Source organism: Victivallis vadensis (genome assembly GCF_003096415.1).
Lineage (GTDB): Bacteria > Verrucomicrobiota > Lentisphaeria > Victivallales > Victivallaceae > Victivallis > Victivallis vadensis.
Map to the genome: position 1 here is coordinate 105,864 of NZ_QEKH01000007.1, position 24,424 is coordinate 130,287.

Consider the following 24,424-nt stretch of genomic DNA (forward strand, 5'->3'; position numbering starts at 1 on the left):
TCTGTTTCTCACTGTTATTATACCTCAGAAATCCTCATTCACCAAGACCGTTTTTGTGACATATTTAACACAATCGTGCCATTTTCACTTGTTTTTTCATCGGCTGCGTGCATATTGAAAAAAGACGAAAGGGAAGAAACAATGCTGCCGCAATCAGAGATCATCGAACGCAACCGGCTTCTGTTGCAAGCATTGCGGGGAGGAATCGAATTGCGGTTCGGCGGAACGATCCTGCAATCCGGTCTGTGCCATTACACGCAGGACGATGCCGGAATTGACACATTTGAGCATCGTCACCCTCATTATGAGCTTTCGCTGCTGCTCGCCGGCAGGATGCACTACTCCGGTGAAAAGCCCGACGGCGAGAGCGTCACGCTCGACCATCCCGGACTCGACTGGATTCTGATCGCCCCCGGCCTGCCGCATCGCCGCCGGACGCTGGCTGACGGTTCGCTGTTGCTGGGGTTTGCGCTGAAAATCAAAAACGACTCCGCCGCGCTGCAGCGGAGCCTGAGAAAACGGCTGCTGGAAATCGACGGCGGCACCGTTCAAAAGCTGACGGAGCAACTTGAACTCCTGTTCCGGTCACAGTGCCAGTTCCGGGCGGAACGGCTCCGGCTGTTGCTCTCGGAAATCCTGCTGGAGTTTTTCGCAGGCAACTTTTCCGCGCAGCTTCACGAAGAACAACAGGCGGGTTGCAGCCTCGATCCGCTTGAACTGGTCGACCATTACATCGAAGAGAACCTGACCCGCCGCATTACCGCCGACGATATTGCCCGGACCGTCGGCATCTCCCGCCGTCATCTTTACCGACTTTTCACGGAAAAGCACGGCCTGCCGCTCAAGGAGTACATCATTCGGCAACGCCTCTGCCGCGCCGCCGCCGCACTGACCCATACCGGCAAGCCGGTCAAAGAGATCGCGGCAATGACCGGATTTCACAACCTGAGTTATTTCACCCGGCAGTTCCGCCGGATATTCATCCAGCCCCCGGCAACCTACCGAAGGCATGGCGGCTGAGCCGCCGGATACTCCTGGCAGAGGTAATAGCGGCGCGGCTCATCCTCGTCCAGCTCCGGAAAGCGGTTGCCGCCGTGGATGAAAACGTTGTCGGAGCGGTCGTCGCAGACGCTCGACACTTCGCCCGACACCCCGTATTTCACGCCGTCGATCACCATGCCGTCGCCGCCTTCTCCCCAGAACTGGTGGATCGTGCGCGGCGGCAGGCAGATGCTTTCGCCGGGCTTCAGCGCGACGCGCGAACCCGAACGGATCGTGCGCGCCACGCCGTCCACCGCCAGTTGCAGCGTGCCGCCCGCCGGGTTGCCTTCCGGGTCCGAAGCGGTCAGCTCCAATACGATCAGGCCGTTGCCCCGGTTGATGATGTCCTCGCGTTTGCTGCGGTGAAAGTGCGCCGGGGCGCGCTGCCCCTCCGGATCGAGGATGAATTTCTCGGCGTAGGTTTTCGGGTAGCGCGAATCGTTGTGGCGGCCGTTGCGCAGCGTGAACAGCGTACGCCCGATGTTCGCGAAATCCCCCGAACCGAAGTCGGTCACATCCCAGCCGAGCATGCAGTCGCGGATTTCATCCGCCTCGCGGCCGCACCGGTCCCACTCCTCCACGCTCCATGTCGCGAAAGCGGGCAAATGCAGTCCCGCCGCCGCGAATACCCTCCGGGCGATTTCGATGCTTTGATTGATCGTCGAACGTTTCAGCATAATGTTTTCTCCTGTATCATTTGTCATTCCTGACCATGTCGTTGTGAGGAAGAAGCCGTGCCGTTTTCTCGGCACATTGCTAATATACCCCGGTTTTGGGATTTTTGCACAGCAAAAATCTCAAAACCGCCCCCGGCGCCGGCACCTTGCCGGTGCGGAGTACTGCCCATAGCCCCCATAAACTGATGGATATTACCCCCGTCACTGCGGAGTGATCCGGTAGAGTTGGAGTTCACCGATGCGCACCGGGTCGGCATCGAAGGCCAGACGGCCTCCGACGCTTTTCAGCACACCGATCCGTCTGGCTTCCCGGTGGAACTTCTCCACGAGATAATCGCCGTCCGGCAGGCCGGACAACACCACACGGGTAGCGGCGCGGCCGTACTTCTTTTCCGCCGCGGCTTCGTCAAGGATTGCCTTCGAGCCTCCGGCGGAACGGCGCTGAACCGCCGCGTAGATCACGCCGTCCTTCTGTTTCCGCACCGTCTCGAAGCCGCGGTCCAGCGTGCCGTCGGGGTGTTCGAGCCGGATCCGGCGCTTCACGCCTGCGGCCTCCAATACCGTTTCATAGGTTTCCGGGTCGTAGAACCAGTCCCCGAACGGAGCGCCGCCGGGCGCGGGCAGCGGATTCTTCTTCGCCGCAATGCGGAATACGTCGGGGTTCTCCCTGCCGAGCAGCCGGGTCAGCTCGTGGCGCAGCTCCGGCTTTTCATAGCAGAACTCCCCCGCGTTGCCGATCAGCAGCAGCCTGCCGCCGTTTTTCACATACTCCGCCAATTCCAGCATCGCGCTTTCACGCAGCAGCGGCGCGTTGACGACCGCCAGCTTGAACCGGTCCAGCTTCACCCACGGGGTGTATTCGCTCTTCATGTGGACTGGTATCTGCTTGTAGCTGAAGAGGTCGAGGAAGGGTTCGATGCCGGTGATGTTCTGGAAGGTGGTATCGCGCTTGCGGAAAAGCTGGTCGGTCTTGCTCGCGTACACGACCACCTCCGGCTCGTCCGGTTCCGCCGCGATCCACTCCCGGATCGCCGGGTAACAGGCCGCCAGATAATCCAGCGACGGCAGCGCCCGCAGCCCGTCCCCCTTCATCCGGCTGTGCCAGCGGTAAGTCCACAGCCACGGTTCGCGGTAGACGCTGCCGTAGAAGATATCCGAATCGATCGTCAGCGTGCTGGTCGGCACGAACTGGTGGTTTTCGCGCTGGAACGGCACTCCGGCCAGATAACACATGCTGGCCAGTCCGAGCGACGACACGCACGGCGAATCCTCGTGCTGGAATGCGACGCCCTTGCCGCGCAATACCGGCAGCAATGGTTCGATCGCGTTGGGCATGTGACGGTTGTAAAGCACGATCGGCCGCACCGGATCGTATTTGCGGATCAGCGCGATCACGTCACGGTAGACTTCGGTGTAGATGCTGAACCGGTACTCCATGAAGTCGCGCATCCCGGAGCTGAGCATCGGGCCGGTTTCGCCCGCACCGACATCCGGGAGCGTGAACACGCGCGGCATCGGCTCCGGTTTGCGCCCCTGCGACTTCAGCCAGTTCGCAAACCCCTGCTGCCCCGCACGGGAATAATCGACATAGGTCGGCTCGCGTCCCCACGGGTAATCCATGAAATTCGGGTAGATCAGGATGTAGCTGTGCAGGTTGTCGTCTGCCGCATAACGTTTCAGCAGCTCCTCGAAATAGGTGCGGAAGCCGGTCCGGTAGGCTGCGTCGAAGCTCTGGAACGGCATCCGGGTCGGCATCTTCTGCAGGCCGAACCACGCCCGCGAACCATAGTTCAGCGGATAGCCGTACTGGGTCAGCACCGGCTGGTTGTCCGGCCACCACCACGGCACTTCGGGCATGCCGGAGCCGGGCATCGGCATTAAATTGTACTTCATGCCGCGGTCGCGCAGGAACCGGATCCGCCGGTCCATCTCGCTGAACCGGAACACGCCCGGCAGCGGCTCCATGCCGTGCCAGATCGGTTTCAGGGTGACGGCGGAAAAGTTCTTCCTGCGCGGCGCGACCTGCCGGTCGATCCAGCGGTCGAAGTGTTCGACCACATACTCGTAATCGATCCTCGGCCAGTCGCCGAATTCCCAGTTGGAGTAGAACATCTCCTCCCAGTAATCGGCCGCGACCGACAGATTGCCCGTTTTGAAGTAGTCGCAATACGGAGTCACATTCGCCGGAACCGGACGGATTTCCGCCGGAGCCGGAGGGGATGCGACGCCGAAATGCAGTTCGGCCCGGTCGACCGCCCTGCCCTCCCGCAGCAGGTCGGCGGCGATCGTGTAGTCGGTGCCGTCCTCGACCGGGATGCGCACCTTCCACTCCGGCCGCCGCTGCACGACCTCGAACCGGACGGGGCGCTTCAGCCAGTCGCGCACCTCGATCCGGCAATCGTTCTTTCCGGCGTTTCTCAGCACCAGCTCCGCCTGCCGCGTCCCGGCGGGAAACACGTGATCCTTGCGGCCGCTCTCCCAATACGTTCCGGCGGGAGCGAGCGGCGCGACCTCCGGCGCATTGCTGCCGAAATTCACATAGAGGCGCATCAGCCGCGCCTCCGCGAAGCTGCCGTCCTCCCGCCACGTTTTGCCCTTCACCTCGTAGATGCCGGGGGCCAGTTCGGGCAGTTCGACCGCCTGTCTGAACAGTTCGACCGGACGGCTTTTGTCGATCTCGAACACCCGTTCGGCGCGCCAGACGGCGGGCTGCTGGTAACCGGGCGAAACCTCGATCCGGCAGCGGATTTTCCCCTGTTCGCCGGTCAGGTCGTCCGGAAAGATTTTCGGGCGGTGCGCATCCAGCCCGGCGCGCAGCCGGTCGCGCATGAACCAGTTGTATTTCGCATCCAGTCCGTTGACGGTCACAAACTCCGGCGTCTTGAGCCAGAATTCGCCGCGCCCGGCGCGGATGTTCTCCACATCGTGCCTGGCCTCGTCGGTCTGCGGGCCGGGAGCGGGCTGAATACGCAGCCCGACCAGCTCGAACGGCCTCGGCCACAGCCGTTTTTCCACGATCGGCGCGATGCCGGGCAACACCTCCTCGCGGATGCGTTCGGTCACATTCTCCGGCGTGAAGAAGTCGGTTTTGTTCTCATAGAAGCACCAGACCGAAAACTCGTGCATCGCGTCGTAGTGAATCGTGTGAAACGAAGGGCGCGACGAGTAGCCGCCGAGCAGATGCTCTTTGCCGGCGGCGTCGCGGATGATGAAACTCAGCTCGAAATCCCCTTTCAACCGCGCGAACCAGAAGGTGACCCGATGCACGTCCCGCGCCAGTTCCAGCGGCTTCGCGAGTTTCAGGGTGAAGGATTTCCGTTCGGGATTCCGGTAGACGACCCGGCTGAACTCCCCGTCGGTCTCCGCGACGCGCGCGAACTCCGAATCCTGCCAGGCGAGCGGAGCGCCGCCCGCTGCCGCCGCGACGAACAGCATCGCGGATAAAAGCACTCTTTTCATGGTTTCTCCTCCGTGAATGGAAGTTCAAAAAGCCCGGCCGCCCAGCCGGCGGGGAAAGGCCGCTCCTGATCGGTCGGGTCAAGCCCCAGCAGCAGCTCCGGCAGCATCAGGCAGCCGAGGTTGGACCAGCCCCAGAAAGGATCGAGGCCCAGCCCGGCGCCGGTTTCGGCGTTGTAGTATTCGCGCGTCGCCGGATTTTTCAGCACCAGTTCCAGCGAGCGGCGCGCCAGCGTCTCCGCCAACTCCCGGAAACCGTAGCGGATCAGCCCGTGCATCAGCATATAGTTGACCGGAATCCACGTCGTGCCGCGCCAGTTGCAGCCCCAGTCGTGCAGTTCCTGACCGTAATCCGGCTCATCGGCGGCCCATGACGCGACCGGCCATGCGAGCCAGAACTCCGCGGGGTTGGCCAGATGCTCCTTTACCAGCCGTTCCGCCTGCTCCGGCGACGCAGCCCCCGTCCAGAGCGGAATGAATCCGGCAGCCGACTTCACCCGGATGCGTTCGCCGCTGCGTTCGTCGCGGTCGAAGAAAAATCCGGCTCCGTCATCCCAGAAAACCCTCCCGGCCGTCTCGCGCAGCCCCCGGGCATGGGCGCGATAGTTCTCCGCCGCCGGAGCGTCGCCGCGCCGTTCCGCCAGAATCGCCATCGCCTCCAGTTCGCGCAGTAAATAGCAGTTGAGATCCACTCCTTCCACGCGCTGTTCGCCGTAAGCTCCGGCGCGGCGGATCTGGTTGTCCATGCCGGAGTGGTCGGCGCTGTCCCACACCGCGAGGCCGTTCTTGTCGAAGTCGCAGTACCAGAACCAGTAGTCGAGATAGCGGACCAGCCGCTCCCACAACGCCCCGTCCGGCCAGCTCCAATCCTCCGTCTGGCGGCAGTACAGCAGCGCGATCTGCGCCAGAAAGGGCTTGAACTGCTGATAGGGGCGGATTTTCAGCAGCGTCCTCGCGGTGAAGCCGTTCACCAGCTGGCGCGCGAGAAAAGCCTCCAGATTGGAACGGCAGAACTCCGCGACGCCGAACGCCGCCAGATAAAGGTTCTCGAAATAGAGGTCCCAGTCGTAGAACTCTCTGCTCGAATATCCGGTGACCAGGCGCCGCCCCTCGTATTCGCGGATGCCGCGCTCCCGGATCAGCGCGTTGGTCTCCCGCAGCCGGGCGCGCAGCCGGGCAAACGTTTCAGCACCGAGCGCCCGTTCGACCGGATGATCCGTCATCGTGCCGACACCTCCACCGAATCCAGCTTCAGGCGGACCTCCTGCACCATCGCGCGGCCCATCGGCCACTCCGGCGTTTCATACAGCCCGCCGAACGCGAACTTCCGCAGAATGCGGCCGGGGCGGTCCAGCACCGTTTCGCCGTCAAGCCGCACCAGCAGCCGGTCGCGTTCCAGCGTGACCGCGAGACGGAAAGCCTTGCGCATCTCCAGAACGGCCAGCTCCAGCTTCTCCCCGGAGGCGTCGCGGAACACCAGCAGGTCCTGCGCCCGTTCCGGGCACCATTCGGTCAGCAGCGTTCCGCCGTCACGGGTCTTGCCGCCGACGGTCAGCAGCGGGAAATCCTCCTCGCGCCGGTAGAACAGCTCCAACTCCCCCGACACCGTCACCGCGTCGGCGCGGGTCTGGGATTCGGTCAGCACCACGCCGAGCGTCGCCCAGCGATGGCCGAAGCGGGCGACGCCGCACTTCCGGTCCACGATCAAGCCGGTGCGGCCGCCGCGCGGCATCAGGAACGGGCCGGAAAAATCCGGCAGCTCCTGCACCACCGCCCCCATGATCGAATTGGGATAGGTGTAGGCCAAATAGAGCTTGCCGTCATGCGCGAAACCGTTCGGATAGAACGCCCTCCCCCCGGCGGGCTGCACCACCGGCCCCGGCAGCAGCAGATCGGGTTCGCAGACCGGCGACGCATAGAGCGACAGGAAATAGCGGTCCTGGTCGATCCGCGACGGCAGGTTCACCACCCAGTCGTTCATCACCATCAGCAGAGTATCCGGGCCGCCGGTGCGACTGACCGCGTAGTTGCGGCAGATGATCGAATCGACCTCGACCGGCCGGCACTTCGGCCAGCTTTCGCCGCCGTCGGCACTTTCGGCGTACAGGATCATCCAGTGCGGTTTCATGAACGGGTCAAGCTCCCGGTTGTCCTGCGAACTGGAGTTGCGGATCAGCATCCCGATCCGGCCGTTCCCCTGCTCGAACAGCATCGGCTCCCACAATCCGAGGTATTTCGCGCCCGGCAGCCGCTCCGGGTCCTCGCCGAGCTCCTCCCAGCCCACCGCCTCGGCGGGACGGCTCCAGTGCCACGACTTTCCGCCGTCGCGGCTGATCAGGTGCGCGGCGTAGCGGGTGTCGCCGACGACGTACTGATCGGCGACATACGGCAGGCTCGCCGGGAACAGCATCGCCCCGTCCGAAGTGAGCAGCCCGTGGTTGGTCGGGAAGCCGACCACCTGCCCCTCCAGCTCCGGCGGCGCAGCGGGCACCTCGACATTCTCCCAGTGGAGCCCGTCACTCGAATGCGCGACGAAAGTGCGGCGCGCCTTGTAGTCGCACCACGCGCAGAACAGCGTTTCGTCACGCCAGTTGATGAAAGCGGGCTGCCACTGGTTGTCGGATTCGACCGGATTGCGGCAGCCGGCGGCGGCGGTGAAGAGCTTCACCGGCGTGGACCAGTGGATGAAATCCTCCGACACCGACAGGAAGTTGAACTGGCCGGGCACGCCTTCGGCCCCGGTTTCGTTCGCGTTCCACGACGCGAGGAACTTCCCCTGGAAGCGGACGATGTCCACGTCGTGATTGTAGCGCAGATACGGCTTTTTGCCGTTGCGCGGGCAGTAGATCGGGTTATAGGATACTTCGGGATCGTAGATCGGGAGAGTCATGGTTGCAAACCTCTGCTATTTTTGCGGACCGCAGTCCATTGTGCCGGGACCATACAGGACCGGAGCTTTCACATCCGGCCCGGAGTTGGAAATCCGGTTGCCGGAAACTTCGACGTTTTTCGATTCGGTCAGGTAGATCGCGGCGGCGTTCGCGCGGATCAGCCGGTCCGCGTCCGGCGGAATCGCCTCGAAGAACGCGCCGTCAATCGTGTTGCCCGCGATCCTGCCGCCATCGGTGTTGGCCAGGAAGATGCCGAAAGTGCCCGCGGTGACGATCCGGTTGTTTTCGATCGCGATGTCCCGGCACAACTGCACGCCGCGCGCCGCGTGCCAGTCCGCGGCGGCGGAGTAGACCAGGATCGCCGCCCCTTCAAGGTGGTGCTTGCGCCCCTGCATGCTCATGCAGACCTCGCGGAATTCGTTGTTGCGGATCGACACATTCGACGGCCCGGCGCCTTCGAGGAAGTAGTTTTCACTGGCCATGTAGAGGCCGGACATCATCATGCGCTCGATCCGGTTGTTTTCGATCGTCACGCCGTCGCCCCGGCACAGGATGCCGCGCGTGAAGCCGTCGTGAAAGTAGTTGTTCACGATCCGAGCGCCGTTACCGGAGTGGCCGAAGCTCTCCAGCAGGTCGTACCGCCCCAGTTTCACCGGCGCGTCGAACTTCAGCCGGTACAGGAAGAACTCCCGGCCGTAGAAACCGGCGCTGCGCATCCCGGCGGCTTCCATTTCTCCGGGCAGTTTCGCCGCGTCGGCGCGGGCGGCGGGGTCTTTTTCGAGCACGGCGCTCACCACCGTCGCGCTCCCTTTCGGGGCCAGGGAACCGAAGGTGTAGAACCGGAGCTTTTCGCCCTCGAACTTCTCCGGCGCGATGATCGAAGCGGCCAGCACTTCGTCCGGCGCGGTCTGGCGGCTGACCAGCGAAAACATCCCGTGGATATTGATCAGGTCGTCGCAGCCCCACGAAAACTCACACTCCTCGATCAGCGGCCCCTTCGCCACCTTCGTCGAGTGGAAGATATCGGCGGAGCAGACGATCAGCCGCTTCGTGCCGGGACGGCGCACCACCCGGCAGCGGCGGTAGGCGTTGCCCCCTTCGCCGCCCTCCTCGGTGAACGCCATCTGGCCGGAGCCGTAGACGGTCACGTTTTCAAGCGTGATCCCCGAACAGTCCACCAGTGCGACCGCCTGCCGGTAGCCCCGGTAAGGCAGCACCAGCGTGTCCCCCTCCTTCACGATGCCGGGATCGACGAACGGGCTGTTGTTGCGGATTTCGGCCCGGTACCTGCGGCTCCCCAGCGGTTCGAGTCTGGAGACCCAGTCCAGCCGGGTCGGCAGCATCCGGGTGGTCTTTTCGTCGAAAAAGATCGCCTTGACCTGTCCGGGCCGTTCCAGCCACAGCGGCAGCACCGGCTCCGGGAAGCCGGGCGCCAGCTCGATTTCCAGCGATTTCGCCGCCGGGTCCAGTTTCGTGACCCTTCCCTGCGAATGGCCCAGCGGATAATAGTCCACCGTCAGGTTCGACAGCTTCACGTTGCGGCAGCGGCGCATGGAAACCAGATCAATCCGGCGGCGGCCGTCCACCCAGAAGGTCGCGCCGGAAGCATCGATTTCCAGATCCCGGACATCCTGCAGGAAAAAGTTCCGGGTGGGCTGTTCGTCGAACCGGTAATCCCCCGGCGGAATTACGAACTTCCCCGCCCCCGCCTTCACCGCCGTCTGGAAATCCCGCATCAGCTTCACCGTGCGGGTGCGCTGCGCCGCAAGGTCCGCCTCAGTCCACTTCGCAATCTCCGGCGGATAGGCGTCATTCGCCCCAGACGTCAGCGCCAGCACCAGCGCCGCCAGCATCAACAGAGTTTTCTTCATCATCTTCTTTCCTTACAGGGTGTTCAGAAACGAGACCCACCACGTTTCGCCCCAGATGTCGTCGATATTGTTGTAAAGTTCGGCATAGCTTTTGTTGTCCACCCGGCCGTCCGCCATCATCACGTTCGCCCGGTTCTGATGGCGGCGGCTCGCCACGCCGATATTGGAGGTGGTCAGCCAATCCTTCTGCTTCGGGCTGCGCACCTGAATCGCCCCGTGCTTGGCCACCGTTCCGGGCGTACTGCACCATTCGGAGTCGAGCACCGCCGCCCGCTGTCCCGGCTGCGGAATCCGCGTCAGCTTGATCGGCAGCGTCTTCGCACCGCGCGGATAGGCGCCCGCCCCGTCCACTCCCGGAATCGGAATGATCATCCGATCCACATTGCAGCCGTAGGAAAAGGAATTGTTGATTACCGCCGTAACTCCCGGCGTCGACTTGCTGACCGGCGTTGACGGGCAGAGCCAGATTCCCGAACACGGAATGCGCGGATTCTTATTTTCCGCATCCCGGATCGTCTCCGGCTCCGGCAGGCCGCCCGCCATATACAGCAGGTCCTGCCATGTACGGTTCTTATCCCCGTCCAGCAGCCACGCCGCGACCGGCACACAATCGTTGTTTTCCATCGTGTAAACCGTGAACCCTGTACCGATCTGTTTTAAATTGCTGGTGCATTTGATGCTCTTCGCCCGCTCCCGCGCCCCGTTCAGAGCCGGCAGCAGCATCGACGCCAGAATCGCGATGATTGCAATCACAACCAGCAGTTCGATCAGCGTAAAATTCCGCTTTCTACCGCCATGCCTGTTTCCACGCCGCATCAGCCTGTTTTCTCTTGCGTTATCCATATTCCCTCCTTGATAAACGGGTTGTCTGTTTTAAAAGTCATATTTACCTGCCGGCCTCATGCCGTCCGATGTCAACCTTGGAGTGCGGAGCCCGAAGGGCTTGCTCCCGCTCCGCTTTCCAATCGCACATGACCATGTAGTTATACTTAAGTTTAATTCGCCTTTCCGTATCATTACCGGCCACAAACTGGGTGCCAGTCGTTTGCGGATGGCTCCGGAGGGCCTTTTCAAGGCCTGCCCGCCTGCGGCGTGCACGATCGCCCGTCCGGACCTCCCCGCTCGCTTCGGGACTCCCGTTGACTTGCGAAGCACTCCCATTGATTTTTCCCCGACGCGAAGCGTCTTTGGAGTGCGGAGATTCATCTCCGCTTTCCAGTCGCATGTGATCATATAATTATACTTAAGTTTAATTCGCCTTTCCGTATCGTTACCAGTCACAAACTAGTTGTTATATCTTATGCGGATGGTTCCGGAGGGCCAATCGCCCTCCGGACCTCCCCGCTTGCCTCGGAACTTCCGTTGACTTGCGAAGCACTTCCATTCGCGGGCGCGGCTTTGCCGCTTACTTGTCGGGCTACGCCCGCCAACTCCTCACCGTTCGCTGCACTCACTGCGCCGGAGGGGCTTCGCTCTCTACGTTCGGCTTCGTCACTATCGTTCCTCGTTATTTTGCTACCGCAAAATAATTCCCTCACATTCGTTCGCGGCGCTGACCGCGCTTATTGTGCACCGCGTAAAAGGTTGCATAACCTGTCGTGTGCCACAAAAACGGCGATTTAGCCTTCGCACGCCCCCCGAAGGGGCATTGGCGGGCGCACCCGGCAGCGGCACCTTGCCGCCCTGTTCTTTAATATTATGACGAAAAAAAGTCGAAAAGTCAATTGCCATCGATACCAAAAACACGACATCCGATATCAGTTTTCAGACATTTCCTGAAACTTTCGGGGAGTCATGCCGCGATGCTTCCTGAAAAAGGCGATGAAGTAGCTTGGGGAACTGAAGCCGAGTGTTTTGGCGACTTCGCCGACCATCGCGCCGGCGCGCAGCATCTGTTCGGCATTGGCCAGGCGGCGGGAGATGATATACGCATTCAGCGTCATGCCGGTTTCGGCCTGGAAAATCCGGTTGAACTGGCGCTCTCCCACTCCCGACAGCCGGATGAAATCCTGCTGGTCGACCGTTCCGTTGATGCGATCCTCGACCAACATGCGGATATATTTGATCAATTCCGGGCGGGACGCGGGCGCGGGACGGGAGGCCTCCGGCGCCCGGTCCGGCCCCGCCAGAAAGCCGCGCAGCAGCTCAAGGATGCTTCCGTAAAGCAGAAACTCCGCGATTTTCCGGTCGATCCGCCCGCCGGACGCCACGCAGTCGTCCAGTCCGGCCAGACGGGCGCGGACTCCGGGGGACGGCGACAGCGCAAAGCCGCACTCGCGAATCCGCTCCGGCAATGCGGCGAGCAACTGCGCCGCCTGCGACGAATGCGGCGAAAACTGCAACTCCGCCGAGCGGATCACCGAAACCTCCTCCATCGAAAAACGGTAATGCAGCGTCGAGGGCGGAATCAGCACCATCCGGAAATTCTCCCCGGTGTTCTCCATGCGCACCTCGTCGATCACATAGGTCATCGCGCCCGACCTGATCCAGGCCAGTTCGTAGACCGGATGTTCATGTTCCGGCACCCGCGCCCCCGCCAGATGCACAAGGTCATGCACCACCGCGACCCGGATGCCGATGTCGTCGAACACCAGCGGCGCAGCCGCCGCCAGCAGTTCGCCCATGAAGCGGTTAAAGAGAAAAACCTGACTGTGAAGTTCCTGATACATAACGCATATCATATTACCGTTTTCCCGGAAATTCAAGCGCCGTCCCTGCTTCTCTCCGCGCGGCTACAAATTTTTTGCAATATTTTCCGATCGCTCTCTTGACAAACCGACATTTCTGCATCATAATTACTGGTAACCGAATAATATGGGATAATATCCAGTCGCCGACTAAGGAGGAGCCATGAAACAGTATTCGTTACGGTATCCGCATATTCATCAACTCTCACGGCTCCCGATATTTGCCGCAGCCCAGGCGAGATTCCGCAAAAACAGGATGAAAATATGCAGTTTCACTCTTATTGAGCTGCTCGTGGTGATAGCCATCATCGCGATACTGGCGAGCATGCTGCTGCCGGCGCTGAACCAGGCGCGGGAGCGGGCGAATGCGATCAAATGCACCAGCAACCTCAAGCAGACCGCGCTGGCGCTGCTGAACTACAGCGGCGACTACGACGACTACATCATCTTTTCCAACAAACAGGACTACGGCATCTGGGGCTGGCAGCTGTACGAATGCGGCTATGTGCGCGGCACGTTGTGGCTGGTTCCCTCGCTGAGCTGCCCGTCGCAGCCCCCGACTTTGAAAGACACGCTGGACCGTACCCCCGGCGTCACCGACGTGCAGTTTGAAACCACCTACCAGTACGCGCTGAATATGCTGATGTCGCCGCGGCTGTGGGAGGGGGGCAAGCAATTGAACAAGCTCAGCCAGCTGCGTGAGCCGGGCAAAACCGCCAATGTGCTGGAAACGGAGGGGCAGTCGTACACCTACCCGCACATGTCCGAAATGGATCCGGCATGGAAGCTGGCACGCCGCCACAACGGCGGCAGCTCCTCGAATGTCGCCTTCTTCGACGGGCATGTGTCCAATTACATCCGGATTCCCTTCGATCCGACGTGGGACAAAAGCCGTTTCTGGAACGGCACCGTCGCCGCCTCCAACATCACCATTTTCTTCTGAAAGGCCCGATATGAAACGACTTCTGCTCGCCGCCCTGCTGACGTTCGCCGCCGGATCGTTCGCCGCAGAGGCGACCCCGCAATGGCCCTTCGACCGCCGCGCCCCCGAGGAACTGCGCAAGATGGAGCGCAAGGTGTTCGCCCACTACTTTTCGCAGTTCCCCGTTTCCATCGACGACGGCAATCCCGACGGTGATTATTATGCGAAGGGCTATCTCTCCCCCGACGGCGAAAACGGCATCCATCGTCCCTACGGACGTTTCATCAACCAGCGCCCGCTCCCGCGTCTGCCGCGGCTGGTGCCGGACTGGCACGAGCTCGACGTCTATGACGAGGTCCGCATGGCCGCCGAAACCGGCATGGACGGCTTTGCCTACAACATCCTGACCACCACCGGTTCGCACTGGAAGAGGCTGCTGACGCTGATGAATCAGGTCAACAAATACGGCAAAGGCTTCAAAATCCTGATCATGCCGGATATGACCGCCGAATTTTCGGAACATCCCGAACGGATGGTTCCCGCGCTGCTGAAGATCGCCGGCGACCCGAGCCTCTACCGCGACGGCTCCGGCAAGCTGGTGATCGCCCCCTACAACGCATACGCCCAGCCGCCGCAATGGTGGAAAGAACGGCTCGCTGAGCTGAAAAGCCACGGCGTCGACGTCGTCTTCATGCCCGGCTTCCAGGGCTGGTGGAAGTATCTGAAGGACTACCGCGAACTGTGCTGGGGCTTTTTTGACTGGGGCACCAGCGCGCTCGACGAACAGCTCGGCTGGCGGCGGCAGGCGCTGCGCGAAACGGACCGGTACGGGAAGGTGTTCATGGCGCCGGTCCGGCCGCAGGACTGCCGCCCGCGCGCCGGAATGGCCGGGGAGGCGCACAACTCCGAACTCTTCCGCGCGATGTGGCAGACCGCGATCGACTACAACGCGGGCTGGGTCCAGCTCGTGACCTGGAGCGACTACTCCGAAGGCACCGAAATCGCCCCCTCCACCGGTACGCGCTGGGCGTTCTACGACCTGACCGCCTACTATACCAGCTACTTCAAGACCGGCAAGCCGCCGAAGATCGAGCGGGACGCGATCTACTGGTTCCACCGCCGCCAGCACACCGACGCGCCGTATGATAAAACGCAGCAGACGCGCGGCCCCTTCCGCATCGTCGGCACGCCGCACAACGAAATCGAGCTTCTCGGCTTCCTGAAAGCTCCCGGCACGTTGCGCATCACGCTGAACGGCAAGGTTCACGAGCAGGCGTTTCCGGCGGGGATGCACTCCTTCAAGATTCCGCTGGAATGCGGGCGGCCCGAATTTTCACTGATCCGGGACGGCCGGGAGCTGATCAGACTGACCGGGCACCAGGAGATTGTCAGAAGCAATCCCTATCAGGATATGCTCTATTATGCCGACGGCGGCACCGCCGAAGCCCCCCGCATCTGGACCGGACCGGAAAAAAAGACGGTCGCCCCGGAGTTCGGCAAATTGATCCGGCAGGTCTCCTTCCCCGGTTTCCCGCTCGTCTCCGGCAAAGGCGGCAAACCGCGGGAGGTCGGCTTCGGCGGTTCGTTCCGCATCCCCGACGAAAGCGAGGCGGTGTTCCACGTCAGGCGCATGGATGTCAAAGCGGATCACGGCTGGGTCGCGCTCTTCCTGAGCGCCGCGACGACGGACGGCAGGAGCCGCTTCAACCTGACGCCGCGCACCGCAAAGCAGACCTATATTTCCGGCTCCCACCCCGGCACGCCGTTCCGGGTGGTGCGCGACAACTTTCAGGTGGAATATCCGGCCATCTACCGGCTCCGCCGCACCGGCGGGAAATTGCAGTTCCTCTACGGCAACTATGTCGTCGCCGAGGTCGATGAAAAAGAGTACGGCAAGCTCGACCGACCTTCCATTTCGATTTCGGCGGAAAAGCCGGAGGACGGCGGGCTGCTCGAATTTTCCGCGATCGAACTGCGCCGGCTGCCCTGAACCGGCTTGACATCCGCCTGCTCCGCTGTTATACTATGCTTCAATACAAAACAGCGGAGCAATCATGTCCAATCAGGAATTTCCGGAAAAAGCCGTATCCTACCACGGCTATCGCCTGCACCGTTTCACCTTTGACGGCTGCGAATGCTTCATCGTCGAACCGCACCGGCCGCGCCCCGGCCGCGAATGGTTGTGGAAAGCCGAATTTTTCGAAGCGTTCCCCGCCTTTGAGCTCGCGATGCTGGAACGGGGCTTTTACCTCGCTTTCATCACCGTCGGCAACACTTTCGGCTGCCCCGATGCGCTGGAGCATTGGGATGCGTTTTACCGCGAACTCACCACCCGTTACGGCTTCGCCCGCCGGGCTATCCTGTTCGGCCTGAGCCGCGGCGGTCTCTATATCTACAACTGGGCCGCGAAAAATCCCGGTAAAGTCGCCTGTCTCTACGCCGACAATCCGGTCTGCGATTTCAAAAGCTGGCCGGGCGGCAAAGGCGTCGGGCCCGGCAGCCCGGAGGATTGGCAAAAGCTCCTGCGCGACTATCACTTCTCCACCGAAGCCGAAGCCCTCTCCTGGCCCGGCAACCCGGTCGACAACCTCAAGCCGCTCGCCGAAGCCGGGATTCCGGTGATCCACGCCGCCGCAACCGACGACGAAGTCGTAGCGGTCAGCGAAAACACCGACATCCTGGAACCGCGCTACCGCGCCCTCGGCGGCGTCATCGAAGTAATCCGCCACCCCGGCAAACATCATCCCCACGGCCTTCAAGACCCCACCCCGATTATCAACTTCATCCTGAAGCACAAGCTCTCGTGATACGGGGATTTCGCTCCTATTGGAGCGACCAAGGCGCTTCGCCCTTGGAACCCGACCGGCAAGGTGCCGGTGCCGAATACTTCAGATCCGGGAAAGGGGAGCCCTGATGGAGACAGGCAGGGTTGTACAGGAGCGGCACACCGCTCCGGTCGGCGCAAAGCCCGCTTTTTTGCGGGCTTTAGGCACTCCCTGCGCCTGCTGCCGCCGGAGGTCACGCTCGGAACTTCCAGATACTGACCATCTGATGTGAAGTTACTCTCATGGAGGCTGAACTCTCCCCTGCCTTTTCATACAGGCAAGGTTCAGTAAGGCTCGTACTCAAAGATATGCTTACCTGTGATATGACAATTGCATTGTTGCCTGACCTCGCTTTGCGTATATCGGCAGATAAACTCTTATCAGCCTCCATCAGGGTATCTTTCTATTACCCAGTCAGCATCTGGCCGTTCCGCGCGTGACCTCCGGCGGCAGCAGGTGCAGGGAGTGCCTAAAGCCCGCAAAAAAGCGGGCTTTGTGCCGACCGGAGCGGTGTGCCGCTCCTGTACAACCCTGCCTGTCTCCAGCAGAGTCTCCCACCCGGAGGGAAAGGCGGAACGCCTTTCCCGGATCTGCAGTATTCGGCACCGGCACCTTGCCGGTCGGGTTCCAAGGGCGAAGCGCCTTGGTCGCTCCGGGAGGAGCGAAATCCCCTAGCTGTTCGGCTGCTGGCGGCGGCGATATTCGCCCGGCGGCATGCCGGAGGCGCGGCGGAACGCCCGGTAGAAGCTTTCCAGATTCTCGAAACCGCACTCCTCCGCGATCAGCTTGATATTGTCGTCGCTGCCGGCGAGACGGGTGCGGGCCAGACGCAGCCGGTAGTTCAGCAGATACTGGTGGGGGCTGCTTTTGAGATGCTTGGAAAAGAGTGCATACAAATACGGTTCGCTGACTCCGGCTTTCGCGGCCAGCTGCGCCACTGAAAAATCCAGCCGGGAGGCGTCCCGCAGCAATGCCAATGCCCTCGCCAGCGGCTTCGGAAGCCCGGCCTGCCGCGACTGTCGGTTGCCGATATAGGCTTCCCAGAACACCCGGCGGTGCAGATATTCGCACAGGAAATTCCGGTCGATCGTTTCATCGTGAAACAGCCGGAACGCATCCTCGACGAACCGGTCCAGCTCCGGTTCCGCCGACCAGAAGGAGACGCGCGGCACGGTCCGCCTTTTTTCCGGCACCCGGAAGCGGATCGAAATGCAGCGGTACGGGTCTTCCGGCGGCGTCCGGAATACGGTGTATTCGCCCTCGATATGCCAGAAAATCGTACCGCGCTCGTATTCGCGCACGCCCTCTTCCGATTCGAAGAACACCCGTCCGCCGGTGATGATTTCCAGCAGTTCCTGCCCCTCGTCGGTCATCACCGGCCGGATCTCCCGGCCCGGGGGGGCGAGGAAAATGCCGACGCCGACCAGCGCCGTCGGCCGATTGATTTCGGACATGGTCCCGCCTTCCGTTCAATTTCCGCAGCTTTTCCACAATATATAAAACCGGAAAGGGTTTTGCAATGGTTCCCGCCGGAAAAAACGGGAATTTTCCCAAAATTTCCCGATTCGCCGCTCCGAATGTTGAAAAAAGCGGAACTGAGGGTATATTTCGTATATTATCTTTATCCTTAACATGTACCAAACGGCGGACCGCCGGGAAAGATGAAAAATGGCGAATAAGAAAGTTGCCGCGCTTCTCTGCGAAAGCGAGGAAAATATCCATTATGTGTACTCCGACGCCCAACTGGCTCAGCTCGCCGGGCTGACCGACCTCAAGCCGGGCATTTTCAACCGGGCCGGACTGGCCGAAGCCGACCTCTCCGACGTGGAGGTGCTGTTCTCCACCTGGGGCATGCCCTGTCTCACCGATGAGGAACTCGCCCGGCTGCCGAAGCTCGAAGCCGTGTTCTACGCGGCGGGAGCCACCGACGGCTTCGCCCGTCCGCTGTTCGCGCACAATGTCAAGGTGCTCAGCGCCTGGCAGGCCAACGCGATTCCGGTCGCGGAGTTCTGCGTGGCCCAGATCATTCTCGCTCTCAAGGGATACTTCGCCAACACCCGCATGATCCACTCCCCCGCCGACTGGAGCCGCGAAAAGGCGTACGTCGGTCCCGGCCTGTACGGGGAAACCGTCGCGCTGATCGGCGCCGGAGCGATTTCGACCTGCGTGCAGGGGATGCTCAAGGCGTTCAATGTGAACGTGATCGTCGTCCCCTCCCGCCCTGAGCGGCGCACCGTTTCGCTGGAGGAGGTGTTCCAAAAGGCGTTTGTGGTCAGCAACCACCTGCCCAACCGCGACGACAATATCGGCGTGCTGAACGGCAAACTTTTCAGCTCGATGCGCCACGGCGCGGTCTTCATCAACACCGGGCGCGGCGCGCAGGTCAACGAAGCCGAACTCATCGAAGTGCTGGAAAAGCGTCCCGACCTGACCGCGCTGCTCGACGTCACCCACCCCGAACCGCCGGCGGAGGGTTCCAAGCTCTACACGCTGCCCAACGTGCAGCAGTCCAGCCATATCGCCGGTTCCGTCAATGACGAGGTCCATCGCATGGCCGACTACATGCTCGACGAGTTCCGCCGCTACATCGCGGGCGAGCCGCTCAAGTATCAGGTGGTCGAATCCATGTTGCTGACCAGCACGAAATAAGGGGAAACGCAACCAATCAGGGGAAGACTGAAATGAAGTATCATGGATTGTGCGCCGTTGCCGCCTCCGCGTTGTTTCTATCGGTTTCCGCCGCTGATTTCGGCTCGTTCCTGGAGAAGCGGGCCGGAATCTGGAGTTCGGGAGCCGCCGATCTTGTCCGGGATTACCCGGGGAAATTCCGCTGGCTCGACCAGAGCAAAAAACAGGCGCGCGCAATCCGCACGAAAACCGATCCCCTGACTTTATACGGCGATCCGCTTCAGGAAGTCATTGTCACGCTCGACGGCAAAAAGCAACTCGGTTCGGTGGTTCTGTCGATCTACAACCGGGGCGACGCCGGAGAATGGGACCGTGACCGGTTTGAAGAGAAACTCGACCTGGTCCGGGACAAACTGTCCGGCTTTGCCGGCGGCAAAAAACCGGAAAACCAGTCCGCCGCGCTCGGCAACGGCGCCAAACTCTTTGCGAACATCTGGCGGACGCCGGAGCTGGATCTGGTGCTGCGCTGGAGCAGTACCAACCGGAAAGAGCCGGAGTACATCACCCTCGAACTCCTCCCGCCCGGCGAAGCGCCCAAAAACCTCCGCGCCTCGCTGAAAAGCACCGCCGGCGCCGGCAACCTGTCGGAACAGGTCAAACAGGACGCCGCCGGTTCGCGCTATCTGGAGATTCCGATGGTTGACCAGGGCGGGAAAGGGTACTGCGTCGCGGCGACCGTCGAACGTATTCTGCGCTACTACGGTTCGGACATCGACCAGCACGTGATCGCCCAGCTCGCCGCCTCCGACGCGAATGCCGGAACCTCTTTCGAGGCAATGGTCGACGCGCTCGAAGCGGCGGACTCCCGCCTGGGCGTCCGGTTCAAGCGCCATTACGAGTACAAGTCGCTGCTCTCCTACCGGGGTGTCGAACGACTCTGCAAAGAGTACAACTCCGCCGCCCAGAAGCTCAAGAAGGAGAGGCTGAAATTCAACGATTTCGTGGTGACGCGGCGGAAAACCAAAACCTTCCAGCTCGGCCAATTCCTCAGCGCGCTCGATCCGGAGGTCTACTCCGCGGTCAGAATGCGCGACAAGAACAATTATGAGGAGTTCGTCAAGCTCGTCCGTGAAAGCATCGATGACGGCGTGCCGCTCTGCTGGGGCATTCTGGCCGTCGCAGGCCAGAAAGGCGGTTCCGACGCCAATTTCAGCGCCCACATGCGCATCATCAACGGCTACAATCCTCAGAGCGGCGATATCATCTACACCGACAGCTGGGGCTTCGGCCATGAAAAGAAGCAGATGACCGCCGAAGAAGCGTGGTCCATCACCAACACGCTCTGCAGCCTCGTTCCCCGCACCCGGCGCGCCCCGGGACGGTAACCGCGGAACAGTGAATATTGAACAATGGACCGGAGAATCACTTCTCCGGTCCATTATTTATGAATACAACGGCCCCCCCAGACGCCGGGGGCTTTCCCTCAGAACTTACCCCATAATAGAGAAACGGCATGACGCAACGCCGAAATGTCAGTCGCAAAACCTGATAAAATTGACGTGACCTCCGGTACCAGCGATTTCAGCGGACGAACAAACGGCATTTCGCCGCAAACCGAATATTCAGGCTTATTTCCGAAAAAAATCTTACTATTTGGAATAAAATATCCGAATCTGGCGATAAAAAGAGTTGCAAAATAAAAGAAAGAATAACATAATATAATATTAGGGATAATATTTCGTTACAGTCAACCGCTTTTGATCAATATACTCGAAATATCATGTTTTTTCAGACGCATCTGACCCGTTCGTCCTGGTATTTCCTGCAGACGGTTTCCGGTCTTCAGATTCACGTGACCGGCCAATGGGAACTCGACGGCAAACAACAGAGCGGACATGAGATGGCCGCCGCGTTCACCGCAACCCAAGAGGAATCCATTCACTCGTTCAAGCAAATCATCACACGGGCCAACGGAAACTTCGCGGTGGTCATTCTCAGCCGCAATCACGCTTTTCTCGCGACCGATCAGATCCGCTCTTATCCTTTGTTTTACCACCGGCACGGCAATACGGTCACCATCACCGACCGGGTCGGCGGCTGTCGGGAACAGGATCACGTCACTCTGGCGGAAAACAGTCTTCATGAATTTCTCTCTTCCGGCTTCGTCTACGAAGGCAAAACCATCTACCGGGAACTCACGGCACTTCAGGCGGGAGAATTCGTCCGTATCGACGGTATGGGCCGGATCTCTTCCCGCCGCTACCTCCGTTTTCTGCCGGATCTGTCACAGCACACAACCGTTCCGGATGAATTTCCGGACCAGGCCGACCATCTGCTGCTCGACGTTTTTCGCCGTCTTCTGGCGAGCTGCCCTCCGGCTGCCCGTCTGGTTCTTCCGCTCAGCGGCGGCTACGATTCGCGCCTGATCGCCAACTATCTTTACCGGCTCGGAGTCCGCGACGTCCTCTGTTTTTCCTATGGGACATCCGATGACACCACGGAGGTTCCAATCAGCCGTGAGGTTGCCCGCCGCCTGAATTACGAATGGCATTTTGTGGAATATACCCCCGAACTCTGGCATGAAGTCATCGCCTCCGAGGAAACGGAACAATACCTGCGTTTCGCCTGCAGCGGCGTCAGCCTTCCCCATTTACAAGATTATCCGGCCATACGGGAACTGAAGCGGCGCGGAGTACTCAAAGCCGGAGATATCATCATCCCCGGGCATACCGGCGATTTCCTTTTCGGGAACCATCTCCTTCCGGAACTGTTTCAAAAGAATTTCAATCCCCTCCATTTACTGGCGCGCCGGCACACCTTGTTCTGGTTGCCGGACTTTTCAAACCGCCGTTCCCTGCGGACCGTCCTGAAAAACAACCGGGAAATCCCTGCCGATGTCTTTTTCGAAACATTCAACTGGCAGGAACGGCAGGCCAAATTCATCGTCAACAGCATCCGGGTTTATGAATGGTTCGGCTTCGACTGGCGGCTTCCGCTCTGGGATAAAGAGCTGATGCTTGCCTGGGCCCGGGTTCCGGCGCCGCTGCGATATCGGCGCCGGCTCTTCAGACAACTGTGGAATGAAAAATTCGCCGTATCGCAACTGCGGGATTATCCCACCTCCCACGAACTGGAAGCAGATGTTCCGGAGCCTTTCCTGAAATTTACACTGATCAAATTTCTAATTGCTTTTCCACTGTTGAAAATTCCGATGAAGTATCTTTTTTCCGGCCGGTATTCGGTAGCTCCGCATCCGCTTCTGCTGCATGAATACTTTTCCGCGGCAACGGAACGGGTAGGCGATTACTTCACCGTCCCGGAAATGCCCGGCTCCATTCGAAGGCGTATCAGACGCGAGGCCAAGCGCCGGGTTCGAAGCGCTTACAGTAATGGCCTGCTCGCCGCCTATACGCTCAAAGTCATGTTATCGCCCACCGGGAAACCCGGCCGCTGATCCTCTCCGGAACGGATAGCGGCAATTCATAATTCCCGGAATATTCTCCTGATTTCACTATTCCTTTCCTGAATTTAACAACAAATCAATATTTTTTATCAAAATATTGCTTTTATGGTTTATTTTTATTTGTATTAATATAATCTTGTGCTATTTTAATATCAGAGGGGAAACCTAACCATAAGGAGAAAAAATTATGAAGAGTTCATCCTGCCTGATTACGAAGACTGAATACAACCGCGGCCTGGTCCGTGATATCGCTCTGCAGGACCCGCGCCTCCGCGAAGCTTTGGAAGAGCTGGGCATCGATACCTGCTGCGGCGGCGGCCGTAAAATCAAAAGCGCGTTGAAGGAGACCGGAATCACCCTCGAAGAGCTGGAGGCCCAGCTGGAAGCGGCCCTGAATTCCACCGATGCACCGCCGATGATCGATTGGAACAAGAAAACCGACCGTGAACTGATTGATTTCCTGGTCAATGTCCATCATGCGTCGCTGCACCGCCAGCTGCCGGAATTCGACCGCTGGTTCGTACGGGCGCTGAAGGTGCATGCGGATCATATCGGCGAGCTGCTGCCGGTCTACAAACTGTTCACCGCGCTGCGTACCGAGCTGGAACCGCACCTGCTCAAAGAGGAGATGATGGTGTTCCCGGCGATCCTGAACCGCCGTCCGCCGGAGGAGATGAAATCCGTGCTCAAGGAGCTGGAAGCCGAACATGCCGGCGCAGGCGACACGCTGCGCAAGCTCAATGCGCTGACCGACGGCTACAAGACCCCGGAATTCGCCTGCCCGACCGTGGAAATGCTGTACGACGGGCTGATGCGGCTGGAAAGCGCGCTGCACGATCACATCTATCTGGAAAACAACATCCTGTTTCCCCGGGCCGTGGCCAAGAAATAGATTTCCCCATCTCCCTGATCCCGGCAGCCGGTTCTCCCCCCAAAGGGCCGGTTGCCCGGCGGACGGTTCTCCCCCAAAGGACCGCCCGCCTTTTTTGTATCCTCTTCTCCCGGAATCCACGCACAAAAAATCCCGGCCGTTTTTACCCGGCCGGGATTTCGCGAAGCAGGAAAAACTTACTTCACGGCGTTCGCGGAAATCTGAACGTCGCGGAAGCCGAACCACCAGACGAACGTGTTGTGACGCGAAACCATGTTCAAAGTCTGGGTCGCACCCATCTCCTTGCTCTTGCGGGTCAGGAGGTTGGCGACATTTTCAACCCGGACGGTGTCCTTCAGGAATTCCATCTCGCCCGGCTTGTCGGTGGAACCGGTGATCAGCGGGAAAACGAAGAAATAGAGGCCCCAGTTCTCGGCATTGAGGTGGGCGACGGTATTGCCGGTAACGGCGATACCTTCACTGTTCAGATCTTTGGGAGTGGCCTCCTGAACGCTCGCGCAGCCGCAGAAGAAAGCAGTCACGGCACACGCCGCCGCCAAAAGCATCATTTTGTGCATGATTCTATCATCCTTATATTGGTTTGGTCGAATTCGATTACTTCACCGCGTTGCCCGACGCATAGGAGGTGCGCCAGTAGAAGATGAAGCCGCCGCTGGCGTTCTGGGTAGTCAGGTCGAGAACCTTGGAAGCCTGCATTTCCTTGCTCTTTTTGGTGACCATGCCTGCGAGAGACCTGGTGTTGACCATGTCCTGCAAAAAGGCGGGCGAACCGATGTTTTCGCTGGAACCGGTGATCAGCGGAATCCACAGCAGATACAGCCCGCAGTTCGTGGCGCTGACATGGCCGACCGAAGTTCCCACCGGAACGGTTTTCTGACCGTTGAAGTCGTTCGGAGTGGCCGTCTGCAACGAGGAGCAGCCGCTCATCGCCAGAACGGTGACCATCGCGGCGCCGAGCGCCATCATCTTTTTCATCATTTGGGTAACCCTTTCCGTTCGTTTTACGTTTTTTGATGAAATGAAAGGCATGGTACGACTTCAGATTCCGGTGCCTCTCCCTCCGGAACCTGA

Annotated in this window: 18 protein-coding genes; 8 read left to right on the top strand and 10 right to left on the bottom strand. The window is 60.3% G+C overall.

The genetic code is table 11. The features are described from left to right. Positions 1-141 precede the first annotated feature (141 nt). Positions 142-1,020 (top strand): AraC family transcriptional regulator, encoded by an 879-nt coding sequence (locus C8D82_RS05790; RefSeq protein WP_116883331.1) that lies wholly within the window; start codon positions 142-144, stop codon positions 1,018-1,020. Here the strand turns inward: C8D82_RS05790 and C8D82_RS05795 are convergent. The 7 genes from C8D82_RS05795 to C8D82_RS05830 all read right to left on the bottom strand — a co-directional run bounded on the left by C8D82_RS05795 (position 999) and on the right by C8D82_RS05830 (position 12,617). Further along, positions 999-1,718 (bottom strand): D-lyxose/D-mannose family sugar isomerase, encoded by a 720-nt coding sequence (locus C8D82_RS05795; RefSeq protein WP_207776072.1) that lies wholly within the window; start codon positions 1,716-1,718, stop codon positions 999-1,001. The two genes, C8D82_RS05790 and C8D82_RS05795, sit on opposite strands and share 22 nt — an antisense overlap. 201 nt (positions 1,719-1,919) lie before the next feature. Beyond that, complete coding sequence (locus C8D82_RS05800) at positions 1,920-5,177, bottom strand: hypothetical protein (protein ID WP_116883333.1); 3,258 nt, start codon at positions 5,175-5,177, stop codon at positions 1,920-1,922. Further along, positions 5,174-6,397: an MGH1-like glycoside hydrolase domain-containing protein gene (locus C8D82_RS05805; RefSeq protein WP_116883334.1), complete on the bottom strand. Its 1,224-nt coding sequence runs from the start codon at positions 6,395-6,397 to the stop codon at positions 5,174-5,176. Before C8D82_RS05805 ends, C8D82_RS05800 begins: the two co-directional genes overlap by 4 nt. After that, positions 6,394-8,064, bottom strand: a complete 1,671-nt coding sequence (locus C8D82_RS05810) for a sialidase family protein (RefSeq protein WP_116883335.1) — start codon at positions 8,062-8,064, stop codon at positions 6,394-6,396. Before C8D82_RS05810 ends, C8D82_RS05805 begins: the two co-directional genes overlap by 4 nt. Positions 8,065-8,079: 15 nt before the next feature. Continuing rightward, a complete protein-coding gene (locus C8D82_RS05815) occupies positions 8,080-9,939 on the bottom strand; it encodes a right-handed parallel beta-helix repeat-containing protein (RefSeq protein ID WP_116883336.1) in 1,860 nt (619 codons plus the stop codon). Between the two features lie 9 nt (positions 9,940-9,948). After that, entirely contained in the window at positions 9,949-10,779 is an 831-nt protein-coding gene (locus C8D82_RS05820) for a prepilin-type N-terminal cleavage/methylation domain-containing protein (protein ID WP_116883337.1), read from the bottom strand. A gap of 914 nt (positions 10,780-11,693) precedes the next feature. Then, positions 11,694-12,617, bottom strand: a complete 924-nt coding sequence (locus tag C8D82_RS05830; protein ID WP_133245080.1) for a helix-turn-helix transcriptional regulator — start codon at positions 12,615-12,617, stop codon at positions 11,694-11,696. Between the two features lie 262 nt (positions 12,618-12,879). Between C8D82_RS05830 and C8D82_RS21085 the strand changes: the two genes are divergently transcribed. From C8D82_RS21085 to C8D82_RS05845, 3 genes are all read left to right on the top strand, one after another. Further along, on the top strand, positions 12,880-13,566 hold the full coding sequence (locus C8D82_RS21085; RefSeq protein ID WP_165832857.1) for a prepilin-type N-terminal cleavage/methylation domain-containing protein: 687 nt from the start codon (positions 12,880-12,882) through the stop codon (positions 13,564-13,566). Between the two features lie 10 nt (positions 13,567-13,576). Further along, positions 13,577-15,535 carry a glycoside hydrolase family 71 protein gene (locus tag C8D82_RS05840; RefSeq protein ID WP_165832858.1) on the top strand — a complete coding sequence of 653 codons (1,959 nt, stop codon included), beginning with the start codon at positions 13,577-13,579 and terminating at the stop codon, positions 15,533-15,535. 64 nt (positions 15,536-15,599) lie between these two features. Beyond that, positions 15,600-16,352, top strand: coding sequence for an alpha/beta hydrolase (locus tag C8D82_RS05845; RefSeq protein ID WP_116883341.1), 753 nt, complete (start codon positions 15,600-15,602; stop codon positions 16,350-16,352). A gap of 689 nt (positions 16,353-17,041) precedes the next feature. On the opposite strand, the gene C8D82_RS05850 is transcribed toward C8D82_RS05845, so the two are convergent. Then, complete coding sequence (locus C8D82_RS05850; RefSeq protein WP_116883342.1) at positions 17,042-17,824, bottom strand: helix-turn-helix domain-containing protein; 783 nt, start codon at positions 17,822-17,824, stop codon at positions 17,042-17,044. A 214-nt stretch (positions 17,825-18,038) separates the two neighbouring features. On the opposite strand from C8D82_RS05850, the gene C8D82_RS05855 reads away from it, so the two are divergent. From C8D82_RS05855 to C8D82_RS05870, 4 genes are all read left to right on the top strand, one after another. Beyond that, positions 18,039-19,019, top strand: a complete 981-nt coding sequence (locus tag C8D82_RS05855; RefSeq protein ID WP_116883343.1) for a hydroxyacid dehydrogenase — start codon at positions 18,039-18,041, stop codon at positions 19,017-19,019. A 32-nt stretch (positions 19,020-19,051) separates the two neighbouring features. Next, positions 19,052-20,383 (top strand): hypothetical protein, encoded by a 1,332-nt coding sequence (locus tag C8D82_RS05860; protein WP_116883344.1) that lies wholly within the window; start codon positions 19,052-19,054, stop codon positions 20,381-20,383. Positions 20,384-20,778: 395 nt separating this feature from the next. Beyond that, the gene (locus C8D82_RS05865) at positions 20,779-22,452 is read left to right on the top strand and encodes an asparagine synthase C-terminal domain-containing protein (protein ID WP_116883345.1); all 1,674 of its coding nucleotides are present in this window, start codon (positions 20,779-20,781) and stop codon (positions 22,450-22,452) included. A 196-nt stretch (positions 22,453-22,648) separates the two neighbouring features. Next, positions 22,649-23,353, top strand: coding sequence for a DUF542 domain-containing protein (locus tag C8D82_RS05870; protein WP_116883346.1), 705 nt, complete (start codon positions 22,649-22,651; stop codon positions 23,351-23,353). A 176-nt stretch (positions 23,354-23,529) separates the two neighbouring features. Here the strand turns inward: C8D82_RS05870 and C8D82_RS05875 are convergent, their stop codons facing one another. Beyond that, positions 23,530-23,910: a hypothetical protein gene (locus tag C8D82_RS05875; RefSeq protein ID WP_116883347.1), complete on the bottom strand. Its 381-nt coding sequence runs from the start codon at positions 23,908-23,910 to the stop codon at positions 23,530-23,532. Between the two features lie 37 nt (positions 23,911-23,947). Further along, entirely contained in the window at positions 23,948-24,331 is a 384-nt protein-coding gene (locus C8D82_RS05880; RefSeq protein WP_116883348.1) for a hypothetical protein, read from the bottom strand. Positions 24,332-24,424 lie beyond the last annotated feature (93 nt).